At 39.4% G+C, this 17,658-nt stretch carries 11 protein-coding genes and 3 tRNA genes; 11 read left to right on the top strand and 3 right to left on the bottom strand.

What is annotated here, in order from left to right:
* The first annotated feature begins 52 nt into the window (after positions 1-52).
* The 6 genes from BUA97_RS14040 (at position 53) to BUA97_RS14015 (ending at position 13,093) form a co-directional block, all read left to right on the top strand.
* Positions 53-2,533 (top strand): T9SS type A sorting domain-containing protein, encoded by a 2,481-nt coding sequence (locus BUA97_RS14040; protein ID WP_084081346.1) that lies wholly within the window; start codon positions 53-55, stop codon positions 2,531-2,533.
* An 18-nt stretch (positions 2,534-2,551) separates the two neighbouring features.
* Entirely contained in the window at positions 2,552-5,344 is a 2,793-nt protein-coding gene (locus BUA97_RS14035; protein ID WP_072999327.1) for a SusC/RagA family TonB-linked outer membrane protein, read from the top strand.
* A gap of 11 nt (positions 5,345-5,355) precedes the next feature.
* The gene (locus BUA97_RS14030) at positions 5,356-6,834 is read left to right on the top strand and encodes a RagB/SusD family nutrient uptake outer membrane protein (protein ID WP_072999325.1); all 1,479 of its coding nucleotides are present in this window, start codon (positions 5,356-5,358) and stop codon (positions 6,832-6,834) included.
* Between the two features lie 23 nt (positions 6,835-6,857).
* Positions 6,858-8,321: a SusF/SusE family outer membrane protein gene (locus tag BUA97_RS14025; protein WP_072999323.1), complete on the top strand. Its 1,464-nt coding sequence runs from the start codon at positions 6,858-6,860 to the stop codon at positions 8,319-8,321.
* Between the two features lie 124 nt (positions 8,322-8,445).
* Positions 8,446-10,932: a glycoside hydrolase family 31 protein gene (locus BUA97_RS14020; protein ID WP_175546207.1), complete on the top strand. Its 2,487-nt coding sequence runs from the start codon at positions 8,446-8,448 to the stop codon at positions 10,930-10,932.
* 4 nt (positions 10,933-10,936) lie between these two features.
* Positions 10,937-13,093: a glycoside hydrolase family 97 protein gene (locus BUA97_RS14015; RefSeq protein WP_072999321.1), complete on the top strand. Its 2,157-nt coding sequence runs from the start codon at positions 10,937-10,939 to the stop codon at positions 13,091-13,093.
* A 194-nt stretch (positions 13,094-13,287) separates the two neighbouring features.
* On the opposite strand, the gene BUA97_RS14010 is transcribed toward BUA97_RS14015, so the two are convergent.
* The gene (locus tag BUA97_RS14010; protein ID WP_072999319.1) at positions 13,288-13,854 is read right to left on the bottom strand and encodes an NAD(P)H-dependent oxidoreductase; all 567 of its coding nucleotides are present in this window, start codon (positions 13,852-13,854) and stop codon (positions 13,288-13,290) included.
* A gap of 84 nt (positions 13,855-13,938) precedes the next feature.
* On the opposite strand from BUA97_RS14010, the gene BUA97_RS14005 reads away from it, so the two are divergent.
* Complete coding sequence (locus BUA97_RS14005) at positions 13,939-14,313, top strand: winged helix-turn-helix transcriptional regulator (protein ID WP_072999317.1); 375 nt, start codon at positions 13,939-13,941, stop codon at positions 14,311-14,313.
* 424 nt (positions 14,314-14,737) lie between these two features.
* Here the strand turns inward: BUA97_RS14005 and BUA97_RS13995 are convergent, their stop codons facing one another.
* Together BUA97_RS13995 and BUA97_RS13990 are read right to left on the bottom strand one after the other, a co-directional pair.
* Positions 14,738-15,352: a HEAT repeat domain-containing protein gene (locus tag BUA97_RS13995; RefSeq protein ID WP_245795930.1), complete on the bottom strand. Its 615-nt coding sequence runs from the start codon at positions 15,350-15,352 to the stop codon at positions 14,738-14,740.
* A gap of 85 nt (positions 15,353-15,437) precedes the next feature.
* Positions 15,438-16,445 carry an N-acetylmuramoyl-L-alanine amidase gene (locus BUA97_RS13990; RefSeq protein ID WP_072999313.1) on the bottom strand — a complete coding sequence of 336 codons (1,008 nt, stop codon included), beginning with the start codon at positions 16,443-16,445 and terminating at the stop codon, positions 15,438-15,440.
* A 137-nt stretch (positions 16,446-16,582) separates the two neighbouring features.
* Here BUA97_RS13990 and BUA97_RS13985 point away from each other — a divergent pair.
* The 4 genes from BUA97_RS13985 (at position 16,583) to mtgA (ending at position 17,650) form a co-directional block, all read left to right on the top strand.
* Positions 16,583-16,667 (top strand) — tRNA-Ser (locus BUA97_RS13985).
* Positions 16,668-16,681: 14 nt separating this feature from the next.
* Positions 16,682-16,756: transfer RNA gene (locus tag BUA97_RS13980), tRNA-Pro, on the top strand.
* A 45-nt stretch (positions 16,757-16,801) separates the two neighbouring features.
* A tRNA-Arg gene (locus tag BUA97_RS13975) sits at positions 16,802-16,875 on the top strand.
* 127 nt (positions 16,876-17,002) lie between these two features.
* Entirely contained in the window at positions 17,003-17,650 is a 648-nt protein-coding gene (gene mtgA, locus BUA97_RS13970) for a monofunctional biosynthetic peptidoglycan transglycosylase (protein ID WP_072999311.1), read from the top strand.
* Positions 17,651-17,658: the final 8 nt, after the last annotated feature.

The following is a 17,658-nucleotide window of genomic DNA, read 5'->3' as shown; positions in this document are numbered from 1 at the left end:
TCAATTAACATTCAGTTAATGAACTGTTATTAATATTATTCTGTTTCAAATTATGAAAACACACAACGTTTTTAAATGGATAAACATCAATATTTGTATGCTATTCTTTTTCGGTATTAGTTATTCTCAAAACCCCTATAAAGCACCTCTTTATTGGAACCCTTATGAATATCATATTACAAGGGAGATGGCTGGTATACAAGATAATTATCTTACAGAGGAAGCATTGCTGGATAACATTAATTGGCTGGATCAGAATCTGAAATCTTACGGATATAATATGGTTTGCATGGATGGCTGGGGTGACGTTAGTCAGATCAATGAAAACGGATACAGAAAAAGCCATTCTATAAAATGGCAAAACGATTATGCCTGGTGGTCTCAATTTCTACAAAATAAAGGTATGACACTTGGCATGTATGAAAATCCGCTTTGGCTGCACGTAGATCCGAATGATAACACCAAAAAAATTGCCGGTACTGATATTAATGTTTCATCACTTCTTGATCCCAATGAACAGAGCCTTTGGTTTAAGTGGGTTCAGGTTGACAGACCTGGTGCAGAAGAATATGTCAAAGGTTATGTCAAATATTATGCTGACATGGGCATCAGGTATCTGCGAGTGGATTTTCTGTCCTGGTTTGAATCCGGCTATGACAGAAATTTAGGAACCGTAGGACCACAAAGAACAAAAGCTCAGTATGAAAAAGCATTGAGATGGATGCGTGAGGCATGTGATGCCAATGGTGTGTATCTGAGCTTGGTCATGCCAAATCTCTTTAATATTGCAGAACTGGAACAACAATACGGTCATCTTTTCAGAATTAATGAAGATGCCGGCGAGGGAACATGGTATAAGTTCAGTGATAAAGACAGGGGACATCACTATACGAACTGGTCGCAATATGCCAATGCATTTGACGGTTTTGTGTATTGGTCACAAGTCACAGGAGGTAAAAAAGTACAGCTGGATGGTGATTTCCTTAGAATCAATACGTTTGCAAATGATACCGAAAAAAGAACTGTGATTTCTCTCAATGTTCTTGCCGGAGGTCCGGTTACCATTGCGGATCAGTATAATACCATCGGCAATGACCTATGGTTATATCAGAATTCTGAAATATTGGAGCTGAATGCTGCGAAGTTTGTAGGAAAACCTCTGAGTAATGATCCTAAAAATACAAACAGCCAGATATGGAGAGGACAACTTAATAACGGTGACTGGATTATCGGATTTTTCAACAGGGAAACAACTTCCCAGATTCGCTCTATGAATTTCCAAAGTCAACTTGGTATAGCGGGACAGGTTATGGTAAGGGATCTTTGGCAGCACGCCAATCTTGGTACAATGAGCAATATTTCTGTGACAGTACCGCCACATGGCTGTGTGGTGCTAAAACTGGTAAAAAGCACAACAGAAACATGCAGCAGCCAAACCATTACTTTCCCAACTATTTCAGATAAAAATGCCAATGATCCGGCCTTCAGTCCTGCCGCAAACTCATCTGCCGGTCAGCCTGTCACTTTTGAAGTAGCTTCTGGACCTGCAAAGATCATTAATAACCAGATCCAGCTAAATGGTGTAAACGGAATGGTAACAGTTATTGCAAAACAAGCTGGTGGCAACGGTTTTTGCGCGGCTCTGCCACAGGTGCAAAGTTTTAATGTCAGTGGAGGCCACAATGCTCAAATGTTTGTAGGCGGAACCTATAATAGCTGGAATATGAATGAAATGACGATGGAAAATAATATTTGGAAGATCAAAAATCAAATCCTGCTTGCTGGTGATTATGAACTCAAATTTGCAAATACCAGCAACTTCAGCGGTCAAGACTGGGGAAATGCCAATGGACTTTCCGGTACGGTTGAGCAAACAACAGGAGGTGGAAGCAACCTCAAATTCACAATCAATTCACCCGGTACTTATGATATCGATTTTAATGATTTGACTTTAAAGTACAATATCAAATTTACGCCACATCATCAAGAAAACATGTATGTTGGAGGAAGTTTTAATGGCTGGCTACTACAACCGATGTCATTACAGAATGATGTCTGGACGATGAATAATATAATGGTGCAGGCAGGCGGTCATGAGTTGAAATTCGCCAATACTTCTAACTGGTCCGGCGAGGATTGGGGAAACGCAACAGGGACTACAGGGTATGCGCAGCTGTCAACAGGCGGTGGACCTAATATCAAATTCAGTCTTTCATTGGAAGGCACCTACAACATCACTTTCAATGATATGACACTGGGATATCAAATCTATAATAGCTTGTCTGCCAGCGAAACCAATAAAAGATTATTATCCATTTATCCAAATCCTGCTGATAAAAACATTTTTATTTCATCTGAAAAAGAATTGATAAAAAGCTATGAAATTTATGATATGACCGGTAGATTGATCAGATTTGAAAAGACAGATTGTAAGCAGTGCAAGATCAATGTGTCTGATATGGTCAAAGGAAGTTATTTACTCAATGTCAATCTGGAGAACAGAATCCAGGGACAGAAAATTATGATAAAATAAATAAAAACCCAATTATAAATGAAACCAAAATTTTTGAGAAGCACCCTAGCAATTGCAGCAGTTTATTTTTCAGGAAATTTGTACGCTCAGCAAACTGACACGTTACAGAAAGAACAAAAAATTGATGAAGTTGTTGTTATTGGCTATGGCAAAGCAAAAGCTAAGGATCTGACAGGCTCTGTATCCGTAATTAACTTGACTAAAGCAGAAAACCAGCCTGTTGCAGATATCGGACAAGCCATCCAGGGCCGCGCATCCGGGGTTAATGTATTCAATTCCGGCGAACCCGGAAGCAACGTGACCTTCCGTATACGAGGAACAGGGACAATCTCGAATAACGACCCTCTGATTGTTGTGGATGGAATGCCTTTGAACGGTGGACTTAATCAAATCAATATGAGTGATGTAGAATCGATCAATATCCTGAAGGATGCTTCTTCTACAGCGATCTACGGTTCCCGAGGCGCAAATGGTGTGGTGATTATTACGACTAAAAGAGGTGCGAAAGGCGGCGTTCTGAATTTTGACACATTCACGGGGATACAGAGTGTGGGTCATATGCCAAAGATGCTGGATGCATCACAATATGCACAGCTAAACAATGAAATGCTGATCAATGCAGGGATGGCAAGCAATCCGCAATTCAATGATCCGGCTTCATTAGGCAAAGGTACTGATTGGATCAAAGCTCTTTTCAGTCCTGCGCTGATGTCTAATTACTCTTTATCATATGGAGACCGCACTGAGAAAAGCAATCTTTACGTATCCGCCAGTTATTTTAGTCAAAAAGGTGTGGTACTTAACACCGGTTATGACAGATACATTGTTCAGTTGAATGGCGATACCAAAGTGAAGCCTTTTCTTAAAATTGGGAATAGTGTAAAACTTCAGCATGATATCAAGAAAAAAGGTGATTACGATATCAAGAATACTTTTTTGTCTTTGCCGACAAGAGCAATTTATGATCCTTCAGGTAACTATGCCGGACCAGGCTCAAATCCTATGCTGTATGGCGATATCGATAACCCTATAGGTAAAGCCAACATTGTGGAAATGACAACTAAAGGCTACAACATCCAGGGTAATATGTATGCAGAGGCAGAAATCATCAAAGATTTGAAATTCAAATCCTTAGGGGGTATTGAAGCTAATATCTGGTACGACAGAACCTGGTCTCCAAAATACGTATGGGGTGCAAAATCTCAGGAAAATTCTTATTTATATGAAGGGGATAACAGAAGCATAACCCTGCTTTGGGACAATACCCTGACCTATGACAAAATTATTGGTGATCATCACATCAATGCCGTAATTGGTAGCAGTGCACAGAACAATGATTTCAAATTCTTAAATGCGTCTATCCAGAAATTTGCAAGTGAAAGTACGCAGCAGATCGATAATGGTACCTTACAGCCAATTCCCCATGGAAGCGGATCACAATGGGCTATTATGTCTTATTTAGGCAGGGTCAATTATAACTTTGCGGGTAAATATTATATTACAGCAACCATTCGCAGAGACGGTTCTTCCCGATTCGGAGACGGTAACAAGTGGGGTTGGTTTCCTTCTGCTGCAGTAGCCTGGCGTATTTCCAACGAGAACTTTCTGAAAGATTCCAGAACAGTTAATAACCTGAAAATTAGATTAGGGTATGGTATAACGGGTAACCAAAATATCGGCAATTACAGTTTTGCTTCCACTTACAATACTTACCTGTATAATTTCAATAATGTTTTTGTGCCGTCAGTGCTTCCGACGGTTTTACCTAATCCCTATGTAAAATGGGAGGGGCAGGAACAATATAATGCCGGTTTTGATTTGGATATGTTCAATAGCAGGGTCAGTTTAATTCTTGATGCTTATGTTAAAAATACCAATGATATGCTGGTGCCCATGTCTGTTCCGGTCACTTCCGGTTACTCGGATGTCTTTGTGCCGTCTGTCAATGCCGGTAAAATTCAGAATAAAGGTATCGAAGCCACTCTATCGACTAAAAACTTCGTAAGAGAAAACTTCAAATGGTCCACAGATGCTGTATTTTCTTATAATAAGAATAATGTAGTCAATATCAACAGTGAGACACCGATCATTACAGCCAGCGGAGGCCTAAACAGCACTATAGGACTTATCCAGAACAATTTTCCGGTGAATGTATTTTATGGTTATGTAACCGATGGTATTTTCCAAAATCAAGGAGAAGTCAATCTCCACGCTGTACAAATGCCGGGATCCAATCCTGCGACAAGCACAGCGCCTGGAGATATCCGTTTCAAAGATCTTAACAACGATGGTGTGATTAATGATAAGGACCGTACGGTTATCGGTAATCCGAATCCAAAATTCACCTTTTCTCTCAATAACACCTTTACTTATAAAAGTTTTGATTTAAGTGTGTTCTTACAAGGAAGTTACGGCAATGATATCTTCAATGCCAACAGAATGTATACAGAAAATATGGCTATCATTACCAACCAGAGCACAGCTGTTTTAAACAGATGGACAGGCGAAGGAACAAGTTTTACAATGCCAAGAGCCATCTATGGTGATCCCAACCAAAACTCGAGAGTGAGTGACCGATATATAGAAGATGGGTCGTATGTGAAAATAAAAAACGTAATGCTAAGCTATACTTTGCCAAAAGGTGTATTTGGAGAAAATTTCAAATTGATCAAAATTTTTGCTTCTGCACAGAATTTAGTGACTTGGACCAAGTACGGAGGTTTCGATCCGGAAGTTCCTGTTAATGGCATTGATAACGGGACGTATCCGATTACCACAACCATTTCTTTTGGCCTTAATGTAGGATTTTAAATTTAATAACAATGAAAAAGATAAAAATTACACTATTTGCTTTAATCGCTTTCACTTCATTGGGATGCAGCGATGATTTTTTAGACAAACAGCCACTGGATACGATTAATACAAACAACTACCCGCAAACGGCTGACGAACTGACTACATTAGTCAATGGTGCATATCAGCCTTTGCAACGTCCAAAACTTTACAATATGAGAATGTGGACCACTGATATCTTCGCCGGTAACAGTATCGTGGGAGCCGGTGGTGGTGATGACGGTCTGGAAACAACTCAGCTTTCTAATTTTGTAACCAGCACAGATAACCCCGGGGTTTTGGATCTTTGGAGAGGGCCTTGGCCGGGGATTTTATCATCTAATATCATTATAAAAACAGCACCAACACTCAATATTGCCGACGATATCAAAAACAGAAGTTTGGGAGAGGCCTATTTTCTTAGAGCACATTATTATTTTATTTTGGTGAGATTCTTCGGGGATGTTCCTATGGTGACAGAACCGCAGGATGTCAATGGTGATCTTTATCCTTCCAGAGCGCCAAAATCTGAAATTTATAAATTGATCGTGTCAGATCTGGAAAAAGCAATCCAATTATTGCCAACCAGACAAACATATGGTGACAAGGACAAAGGCAGAGCCAGCAAAGGGGCAGCTATCGGTGCTTTGGCAAATGTCAATCTCACGCTTGGGAACTGGCAAAAAGTGGTAGATTTAAGCACTCAGCTGGAAGGCATGGGTTACACTCTGAACGCAGATTACTCAGATAATTTCAACGTTGCGACGGAAAACTCCCAGGAGTCATTATTTGAAGTTCAGTATGCATCCACGGGTGGTTACGATTTCTGGAGCAATGAGAATCAATCGTCCTGGACAAGCACTTTTATGGGACCTCGTGGTGCTAACTTCGTTGCCGGCGGTTGGGGATGGAATCAGCCAACACAAGAGTTTGTGGACAACTATGAGACCGGTGACAAGAGAAAGGATAAAACTATTTTTTATCAGGGTTGCCCCGATTATGATGGCAAAGAATACCAATCAAACTACTCGCTGACTGGATATAATGTAAGAAAATTTCTGGTCCCACTTTCCGCATTCCCATCTTACGATAACAGTCCGCTTAACTTCCCCGTCATGCGCTATTCCGAGGTATTACTGATGAAAGCAGAGGCGCTTAATGAATTAGGACAAACAGCCTTAGCAGCAATTCCACTTAATGCCGTGAGATCAAGAGCCGGTCTTGGCTCAGTCGCCTCCGGATTGTCTCAGTTAGCGTTCCGTGAAAAAGTCCTTCATGAGAGAAGAATGGAATTGGCTTTCGAAGGGCATAGATGGTTCGATTTGATTAGAACAAACAATGGACAATACGGTTTGGACTTCCTGCATTCTATAGGAAAAACCAATGCAACAACCAAACATTTGCTTCTTCCGATTCCACAGATCGAAAGAGACAGAAATCCTAATCTGACACAAAATCCTGGATATTAATCAAAATAAAGATTATTCGAATTATGAAAACAAAATTAAATATAAAACATTGGAGCAAAAAGTTCTTCTGGATTCTTCCGCTTGTCTTACTGGGAGTTATTGCCTGCCGCGAAGAGTTGGGATCTATGGATTACGAAATCAGTGAGTTATCCGTAAAAACATCAGATATCGAAGAATTGCTTCCGGCAATGTATAATTCCAAATTCAATTTTAGCTGGACGCCTGCTAACAATCAAGGAACCAACTCAGCCATCACTTACAAGCTGGAAATTGATAAAAAAGAAAACAATTTCTCCAAATCTCAATCGTACGATATCGGAAAAAATATTTATTCTTACGATATACTGATTGGAGATCTCAATAGTTTATTAATCAACAATTACGGAGCAACTCCAGGTAAAGCCGTTACGATGCAGGCTAAGGTAACAGCAACTTTTGCAGATAACTCGGTTAAGCCGCAAGTTTCAGTAGTCGATTTTATTTTGACGCCGTTCAAGCCATTTACGGAAACATTGTATATTGTAGGTGATGCATCTCCTAATGGCTGGGATATCACAAAGTCTACCGCCCTTACAAAAAATGCGGATAATCCTGCAGAATTTATTTATTACGGACAATTAAAACCTGGGAACTTCAAATTTGCAACCTCCCAGAGTGACTGCTGGTGCCAGGATTTTTACACCAGGGATCCTAATGATGATACAAAGATGACTTATAATTTAGGTGGGAGCGGTGCAGATCTGCAATGGACAGTTGATAATCCGGGCCTTTACAGGGTAACTGTTAATGTGCTGACATTAAGCATAAAAATTGAAAAAATGAACAGTCCTTTATTTAATAATGTTTGGATCGTTGGAGACGCTTCACCGAGCGGCTGGGATGTGGATAATCCGGTAGCTTTTAAGCAGGATCAGGACAATCCTTTTATTTTTACTTTGGAATGTAGCCTGAAAGAAGGACATTTTAAGTTATTAACGGGATCGAAAGGTGACTGGTGCGGAAATTGGTACCGCCCTTTGGTAGATAACCAGGATCTGAATGCAACTGGCGTGGAACAAAATTCCGGCTGTACTGTTGATAATAAATGGAAAGTCAGCTCATCGGCGGCCGGAAGATATTTGATCACACTCAACACTGCCAGTAATACAATTAAGTTTGAGCCTGTAAATGTTTACCTCATAGGTGACGCAACGCCAAACGCATGGAATATGGGAACACTGACTCCAATGACCAAAAATGGCAATATTTACACCTGGACAGGAACTCTTAACGCAGGATCATTTAAATTTACTAAATTCAATACAACGTGGTGTGACGGTACCGAATTAGTGGCAGTGATTCAGGATCAAAGCATTTCTAACACAAATTTTCAGGAAAGAATAAAATGTGCAGGAGGCGATGCTACAGACCTTAAATGGAAAGTAACCGGGACAGGCAATCGTACAATTACGCTAAATTTAGATACTAATACTCTCAATATTCAGTAATTTTTTCTTATCAAAAATCACACGGCAGTATTGCTGTGTGATTTTCAAGATAAATGGCACACCCTTTAGTAAGAGGAAGTGTCGGAGAAATTATTGTCATAAAAAATGAAAAAATTTAAATGAAATGAGAATTAATCAAAAACTTTTTCTTTTTATTGCAGGCTTATTTTTTTCTTCGTTAGTTTTCGCAGGCGAGGTTGTTTCCTTTACAAAAAGAGCCAATGAAGTTGTGTTCAACTGTAAAGATGGCTCAAAATTATCATTAACCATCAATAGCAACTCTGTGGTAAAAGTCTGGTTTGATCACTCGGGCAAATTCTTTCGCCAGAATCCTTCCTTTGCGGTTGTAAACGATAAGCTGGAGAATATGGGTGATATCTCGGTAAACGATGAACCGTCTGCTTATGAGATTTTCACATCGAAGTTGAGAATCAGAGTGAACAAAAACCCGATGCAGCTGCAAATCTTTGACAAATGGCAAAAACTGATTTATAGTGATTATACTGATAAAGGTAATGTTGTCAATGGCAAAGGTATCAAAGCGTATAAAAATCTACGCAATGATGAGCAGTTCTTTGGTTTGGGCGAGAAAACCGGAACCCTGAACAGAAGAGGAAAAAATTATAAAATGTGGAATAGTGATAAGCCTTGCTACAGCACTACAGAAGATCCCATTGCCAAAAGTATTCCTTTTTTTATGAGCAGTTATAATTACGGTATTTTTCTGGATAACACCTACAAAACCGAATTCAAGTTCGGGACAGAATCCGAAGATTATTACTCCTTCGAAGCACCTGATGGTGCATTTGTCTATTATTTCATTTTTGGAAAAGATTATAAGGATATTCAGAAACAATATACCACGCTTACCGGTCAGCCGATTATGCCTCCCAAATGGGCATTGGGTTTTGCACAAAGCCGTGGTCTGTATACCAAAGAAAGTCAAGCATTGGAGATTGCTGCTGAATTCAGGAAACGAAAAATTCCGATTGACATCATTTATCAGGATATCGGATGGACACAGAATCTGCAGGATTTTGAATGGCGAAAAGGCCATTACACCGATCCCAAAGGAATGCTGAAAAAACTGAGATCCACCGGAATCAGGATGATTGTTTCTCAGGATCCTGTAATTTCTAAAAAGGACAATCAACAATATCTCGAAGCAAATAAGCTAGGTTATTTTGTAAAAGATGCCCGCACGGATAAAACCTATGATATGCCCTGGCCGTGGGGCGGAAACTGCGGTGTTGTCGATTTCACGATTCCTGCGGTGGCGGATTGGTGGGGGCAATATCAACAAAAGCCCTTGAACGATGGTGTCAGCGGTTTTTGGACGGATATGGGGGAACCTGCCTGGAGCAATGAAGAAGATACTGACCGGCTGAATATGAAACACCATCTCGGGATGCACAGTGAGATTCATAATGTGTTCGGACTTACCTGGGACAAAGTCGTAAAAGAGCAATTTGACAAAAGAAATCCAAATAAACGCATATTCCAGATGACACGTTCGGCTTATGCAGGCTTGCAGCGTTATACTTTTGGCTGGACAAATGACAGCGGGAACGGTAATGACGTCTTGGACGGGTGGTCACAGATGGAAAATCAGGTCGCCGTGGGAATTTCTGCGGGATTGGGTGGCATTCCCTTTTGGACCACGGATATCTCCGGATATTGTGGAGACATCACTGATTATCCTGCTATGGCTGAGCTTTACACAAGATGGATGCAGTTCGGGGTGTTCTGTCCGCTGAGCCGTGCACACCACGAAGGCGATAATGCTGTAGAGCCCTGGCAATTTGGTGCCGTGGCAGAGAAAAATAGCAGATCCGCAATTGAGTTGAAATATCAGCTGTTTCCATATCTGTACACCTATTCAAGAAAAGCCCACGATACAGGGTTGCCAATTACCAGAGGTTTATTCATGGAATATCCGAAAGATCCTGAAGCTTCTAAAATTGATAATCAGTTTATGTTCGGAGAAGAGATTCTCGTGGCGCCGGTCCTGAGAAAAGGCGAGCGTGTAAAACGGGTTTATTTTCCTGAAGGAGAATGGATCGATTTCAACGATAAAAAAACTGAATATCTCGGTGGGGAAAAACTGCCTTACAAAGCACCGCTGAATACCATTCCGATTTTTGTGAAAAAAGGTTCAATTATACCAATGATGCCTGTGATGCAATACATCCACGAGAAAAAAGACTATCCGGTGACCTTCCATATTTTTCCAAATTATGAAGATGAAAAAGCCAGTTTTACACTGTACGAAGATGAGGGGGAAAATCAGGATTATTTGAAAGATATTTACTCATTGACCAACATTGTATGTACCACTTTATCCCATGCTTATATTATAGAGATAAGACCTCAGGATAAGGGTTTCAACCAATCCGATAATAGAAATTTCATATTAAGCCTTTTAGCTGAAGCCAGACCAAAATCGGTACTGATTGATGGTAAAGACGCTGATTTTGTTCCATTGGAATCTTTCGGTACAGAGAACCACTTACGGGGCAACCAATGGAGCTGGGACGATAAAGGAAATAAAATTCTGGTAAAAACACAGGATTTAAGGAAGAATATTAATATTAAAATCAATAAGAATTAGTAGAATGAAGAAGTTGTTTTTGCTTATAGCATTAAGTTTTGCAAACCTGATTTTTGCACAACGGTTAAAATCGCCTGATGGAAAGTTTATAATGGATTTTTCTGTTCAGGACGGTGGTTATCCCACATATAAACTGATTTATAAAAATAAAGAGGTCATCAAACCCAGCCATTTAGGATTGGAACTGAAATACAAAGACGTGCCTCAAAACGATTCTCAAAATTCATTGTTCAGCAATTTTGAAGTGGCGGGTTTTACAACAGCTACCTTTGATGAAACCTGGAATCCGGTTTGGGGCGAAACCAAAACGATCCGCAACCATTACAACGAGATTTTGATAAGCCTGAAACAAAATGAGACGAACCGTCTGATGGACATCCGTTTCCGTTTGTTCAATGACGGGTTAGGTTTCCGTTACGAGTTTCCGCAGCAAAAAAATCTGGTTTATTTCACGATAAAGGAAGAACGAACGCAGTTCGCAATGACAGGCGACCACACGGCATATTGGATTCCTGGTGATTACGATACACAGGAGTACAACTACACGACCTCAAAATTATCAGAAATCAGAGGCTTGATGTCAAAGTCCTATGAAAAAGGAAATGTTTCCCAGACCTCGTTTTCGCCAACAGGGGTTCAGACATCCCTCATGATGAAAACGCAAGATGGCATTTATATCAATCTGCACGAAGCCGCTTTAATTGATTATTCTTGTATGCATCTTAATCTTGATGACAACAATATGGTATTTGAGTCCTGGTTGACACCCGATTCTCATGGTGATAAAGGCAAAATGCAGGCACCGCGTCACACACCTTGGAGAACAATTATCGTAAGTGATGATGCAAGAAACATTCTCGCTTCCAAAATGACATACAATCTTAATGAGCCAAGTAAAATTACCGACACTTCATGGATCAAACCGACTAAGTATGTAGGTGTCTGGTGGGAAATGATTTCAGGGAAAAGCACTTGGTCATATACCGATGAATTTCCATCGGTACAATTGGGCGCTACCGATTACAGCAGGGCTAAACCTAATGGAAAACATGGTGCAAACAACGCCAACGTAAAAAGATACATTGATTTTGCAGCAACCAATGGCTTCGATGCGGTTTTGGTAGAAGGCTGGAACACCGGCTGGGAAGATTGGTTTGGGAATGACAAAGATTATGTTTTTGATTTTGTGACGCCTTATCCGGATTTCGATATAGCTGCACTTAATGCTTATGCTCATTCCAAAGGAGTAAAATTAATAATGCATCACGAGACTTCTGCTTCAATAAGAAACTACGAGCGTCATATGGACGAAGCCTACAAATTGATGAACAAGTACGGTTATGATGCTGTGAAAAGTGGTTATGTAGGAAGCATTCTACCGCTTGGTGAGACGCATTACAGCCAATGGACGAACAACCATTACCAATATGCAGTAGAAAAAGCCGCAGGTTATAAAATTATGGTGAATGCGCACGAAGCTGTACGTCCAACAGGAATTGCAAGAACTTATCCTAATCTTATCGGAAACGAGTCTGCAAGAGGAACGGAATATCAGGCGTTCGGGAAGGAAAGAAACAATCCAAACCATGTGACGTTATTACCATTCACAAGATTGATTGGCGGCCCAATGGATTACACGCCTGGAATCTTCGAGATGGATGTAACCAATGGCTCTCACGTGAATGCGACGATTGCTAACCAGTTGGCACTGTATGTAACGATGTATAGTCCGCTTCAAATGGCAGCTGATTTTCCAGAGAATTATGAAAAATTCCAGGACGCTTTTCAGTTCATCAAAGATGTTGCAGTGGATTGGGACGACAGTAAATATCTTGAGGCAGAACCAGGACAATATATTACGGTAGCAAGGAAAGCTAAAGGTAGCGACAAATGGTTCGTAGGGAATGTGGCAGGTTACAGACCGTTCATTTCAAAAATCACTTTCGATTTCCTGGACAAAGGAAAACAGTACATTGCAACCATTTACTCCGATGCAAAAGATGCAGATTATCTTCACAATACTCAGGCTTACAGCATCCGTAAAGTCTTGGTAACCAATAAGTCAAAATTAGAGCAATTATCTGTACCTGGCGGCGGTTATGCTATCAGTATTGTACCTGTGAACAATAAGGCTGAGATTAAAGATTTAAAACCATTGTAAGCCTTTTTAATGCTAACAGTAACAGTTCTGTAAAATTTTGTAAGCCATTTTGTGTCTCGATACATTTTGCATCACAAAAAAATTGATGTTACTACGGAACAAATCAGTACCGATTTGAATGAAAGGGATTTTAGAAAATAAATTTATACGATATTTATTAAAAACGGGAGCATCCAAATGCTCCCGTTTTATCATTAAAGTGGATTTTTATTCCTGTTCTCTAATTCCAACAATCGGTATAGCAGCTTTTCAGCGTGCCTTTTTGCATACTTTCTGATTTCTTCTGCTGAATAGCCAGCCGCCAAAGAGGTTCCATGGAAATAAATGGGATCAATGTAATTCATCTGAGAAAATAAAGCTGTCTGCTCAAGGTTTTTACAAAACTCATAAATCCGGAAATGCTGAAACCCCAGAACATTATAACTGCTTTCCGATGAGCCTACCGTAAAGCTTGGAACAAAATTTTTACCTTTCAGTTTGTCACCGTCGGAACCGTATGCAAATTGATATTCGAATACCAAATCAAACCAATGTTTCAGAATTGCCGGCATGTTATACCAGTAAAATGGATATTGAAAAATGATGGTCTGATGTCTTAAAAGTGTTTCCTGTTCTGCTTTTACATCAATTTTGTAATCTGGGTACATTTCGTGGATGTTTCTGATCTCAAGGTCTAAATTACTTTTCAGCAATTCTTCAATGACTGTTTTGTTTGCAACAGACGTTTCATAAGCGGGATGTGCTAAAATGATCAATGCCATACTATAATTATTTTAGTTGCAAAAGTATTTTTAGTAAATTGCATAGACAATAACTATCCAAACAGATAGGTTAAAAAGTATAAAATGAAATACGAATGCATTGGCGACGCTGTAAGGCTAAATAGAAAAACTTATCCCTGTACAGTCAGTCTTACGATGGATCTTGTTGGCGGAAAATGGAAAGCGGTTATTCTTTATCATCTGAAAGATGAGCCGAAAAGATACAATGAACTCCGTAAAGAAATACCGTCAGTTACTGAAATGACCCTGAGTCTGCAGTTGAAACAATTGGAGAGAGACGGCTTGGTGTCAAGAAAGGTCTATGGTAAAAAACCACCAATCAAGGTCATTTACAGTTTGACCGATTTAGGCAGTAGTTTTGTCCCGATTTTAGAATCAATAACCAAATGGGGGAATCAAGTCGTCCGCGAGAAGGGTGAGTTTATCATTGGGAATTAGAATTTCATTTCCTTGCATTGCGGGGATGCCATCTGACTTTATAAGATGTAAAAAAAAATTTTGAAAGGAAATCAAACCAGCTGATTTTTAATTGTTCAAATTCTATAGCATCATAGGGGATGTGGCTTCGATAAAGGGAAACATCTCCAGCTTTGATATTCAGAATATTGTCGCATTAAGGAAAGATAAAACAATCAGTTCTTTATGGATTATCAGAATTTCACCCATTTTTTCAATAACTATTTTGACGTTTTTGCTGAGTTATATTTTTGGGAATAGAAAAGTTAAAACAGAGGGAAGAAATTTAAAATTCGATGGAAAAAGCAGGGCTGATTGATTGTTTTGTTCTCGCCGAGAAAAGTATAACGAGATTTGGAGATATGAATTAATTTTCTCTTTTTTTGCATTTAATTAAAAACTATAATTATTGTTTGGATTCTTTACTTTTTGCGAGTTTATAAGTAAATAAGGTTTTTTTATTTTCAAGATCCCAGGTTGAAAGTTCTTCGGATATTTTGTCTGGATATTTTTTGCCGATATCATGCAGGGCATTTCCAACGGATTTTCTCAGATATTCACTGTCATCAGATCTGTAGTTGCTGATGAGGTCAATGGCTGCTTTAGGATGTTCTTTAAAATAAGGTCTTGATGTCCAGATACGTAATCCTTCGATAACTGCTCTTTTGATATTAGGATTAGGACTGGAGAGCCAGTTTTGTATTTTTGGAAGACTGTTTTCATAGCCCAAAACATTGCAGTAATGATCAAAAGCCTTGGCAAGCATTTCCTGCACCCGCCAGTTCGGATCTTCCGGAATACGGGTTTCGAGAACTTTCATAGCGCGTAGATCCTTTATAGAAAGCTGTCCCAACATGTAAGTGGAAAGCATTCTAACCTGATAACTTTCATCATCCAGAAAACCGACAGCAAGTTCAAAATGATTTTGTGTATGATCTTTTAAAATTGTGTCACCGGCTTCAATAATGTGCTTAAACCCATGTTCAATTGTTTGTATATAATCAATGATTTCTTTCATCATTCTTGTATCAGACCCTCAAATATATGGAGATTATCCAAACCTAAGTGACAATTGAACTACTAATTTAACTTCATATCCTGAAGTTTTATTTCTGCGGGTATTTCTGGATAAGAGCCTGTAAAATAGCCCAAGTTTCCGCATCCAGAATTCCACTGTAATTCGTTGGTCTGAAGTGAAACTGGAATGCTTCCAAGGTCTGTTTTGTCGTCTTGTCCCAAACCCCATTTACTGTTAAGGCATAGCCAAACTGAACCAATTGCTGCTGGATTTTTGATACAAATTCAGGATTGTTGTATTGCAAAGTGATTTCATTGCCTGTAAGTATTTGGTCCAGAAAACTCTGCTTGGTAGCTCCATCATACCACATCCCGATCTGATACTCATCATAAAGCCTTTTCCACGGGAAAAGAGGACCAGGATCCTGTTTTCTCGTCGGTGCAATGTCAGAATGGGCCAGAATGTTTGTTGGAGGAATATTATACCGCATCACGATATCTTTTACCAAAGCCGCCACTTTCTTGAATTGCTCTTCGGGATAAGGATAAAAAACACGGTTGTTCAAAGAATCTGTCGTGTAACCCATATTTACGATTTCTATTCCGATAGATGTATCATTCAGCTGCTGATCTTTTCTCCAGAAACTGACACCAGCATGGTATGCCCTTTTATTTTCATCAACGATCTGATAGATTTCCTTATCCGGAAGCGTACTTACAAGATAATGTGCACTGACTGATTGCTGCGTTAGCGTCGAAATGGATTTTTCATCGTTCAGAACAGTATAATGAAGGATCACATATCGTTGTCGGAAATTCTGTCCTATTGCCGGAAAATAATTTTTAGTAATTTTATATCCAGCAGGATCTGCACTGACAATGGAGCCAAAGCTAATCGTGTTATCATTCTTGGCGATATCTGCAATGTTGACTTTGTAATATTCGCCTTCATCCTCTTTTATCTGGGGTTTTTTAATAGTGACGACAGGTTTTGGCGGATTCGGAATTGCGGATGTTTTATTTTTTACAGTTTTTTGCTGTGAACCACAGGAAATGATTAAGATTCCTAAGGCTGTGAGATATAATGAATTACGCATAGTAGTCAGTGTTTGCAGTTTATTTTGATTCAAAAATATGAAAAAAAATCAATAATTTTTTTTGGTAGATAAGGAAAACTGTTCTATATTTGCACTCGCAATTGAGCAGATAACGATCATAAAAATATTTCTAAAAAGGAGGGTTGCCAGAGTGGTTAATGGAGCAGTTTGCTAAACTGTCGACCCGAAAGGGTCGCAAGGGTTCGAATCCCTTACCCTCCGCATTAGAAAATCTTCGGGGCGTAGCGTAGTCCGGTCATCGCGCCTGGTTTGGGACCAGGAGGTCGCAGGTTCGAATCCTGCCGCCCCGACATTATTCAAAATTCCTTCGGGAATTTTTCTTTTAAAAGCCTTTAGGGTGCGTAGCTCAGCTGGATAGAGCATCTGCCTTCTAAGCAGACGGTCAAAGGTTCGAATCCTTTCGCGCTCACTTAACTCACAATCATTTTGGTTGTGAGTTTTTTTATGCAAAAATTTTTATTCTGATTATGATATTTCTATAGCTGATAAATCGGTAAGATGAATTTTTTGTTTTATTTTCGCTGAAAATTGTTGCAATGTGGAAGTTTATTAAGAAGCTATTTCTGATTCTTGTTTTAGCAAACATACTTTTTATTATTTTCGGGATATTCTTTAATCCGCCTATTACTTTTACACAATTGGGCGGTCTGATAAAATATGGCAAGCTACAGCGGGATTATATCCCGTATGATGAGATGGGGAATAATGTTAAAAAAGCGGTTATTGCATCAGAAGACCAGTTGTTCTATTCTCATAATGGCTTCGATTATAAACAGATCGAAAAAGCCATGAAAAAAAATGATAAAAAGGGCAAAGTTGTAAGAGGGGGAAGTACAATCTCTCAGCAGACGGCAAAAAATATCTTTCTTTGGCAGGGGAGAAGCTGGATCAGAAAAGGACTGGAAGCGATTTATACCTTCATTATAGAAAAAATCTGGGGAAAGGATATTATCCTCGAAAGATACCTGAATTCTATCGAGATGGGACAGGGCGTTTTTGGTGTAGAAGCAGCTTCAAATTATTATTTTAATAAGCCGGCAAAAGATATGACCAAAAGTGAAGCGGCATGGATTGCTGCCGTTTTGCCAAACCCGAAAAAATATGATCCCAAAAATCCAAGCCCTTATCTAAGAAAAAAACACAACTGGATTATGAGACAGATGAACAATATTGTTCTGAAATAATTACTTTT

The sequence above is a fragment of the Epilithonimonas mollis genome, from assembly GCF_900142325.1.
Taxonomy (GTDB): domain Bacteria; phylum Bacteroidota; class Bacteroidia; order Flavobacteriales; family Weeksellaceae; genus Epilithonimonas; species Epilithonimonas mollis.
This window is presented reverse-complemented; position numbering and strand designations above follow the sequence as displayed.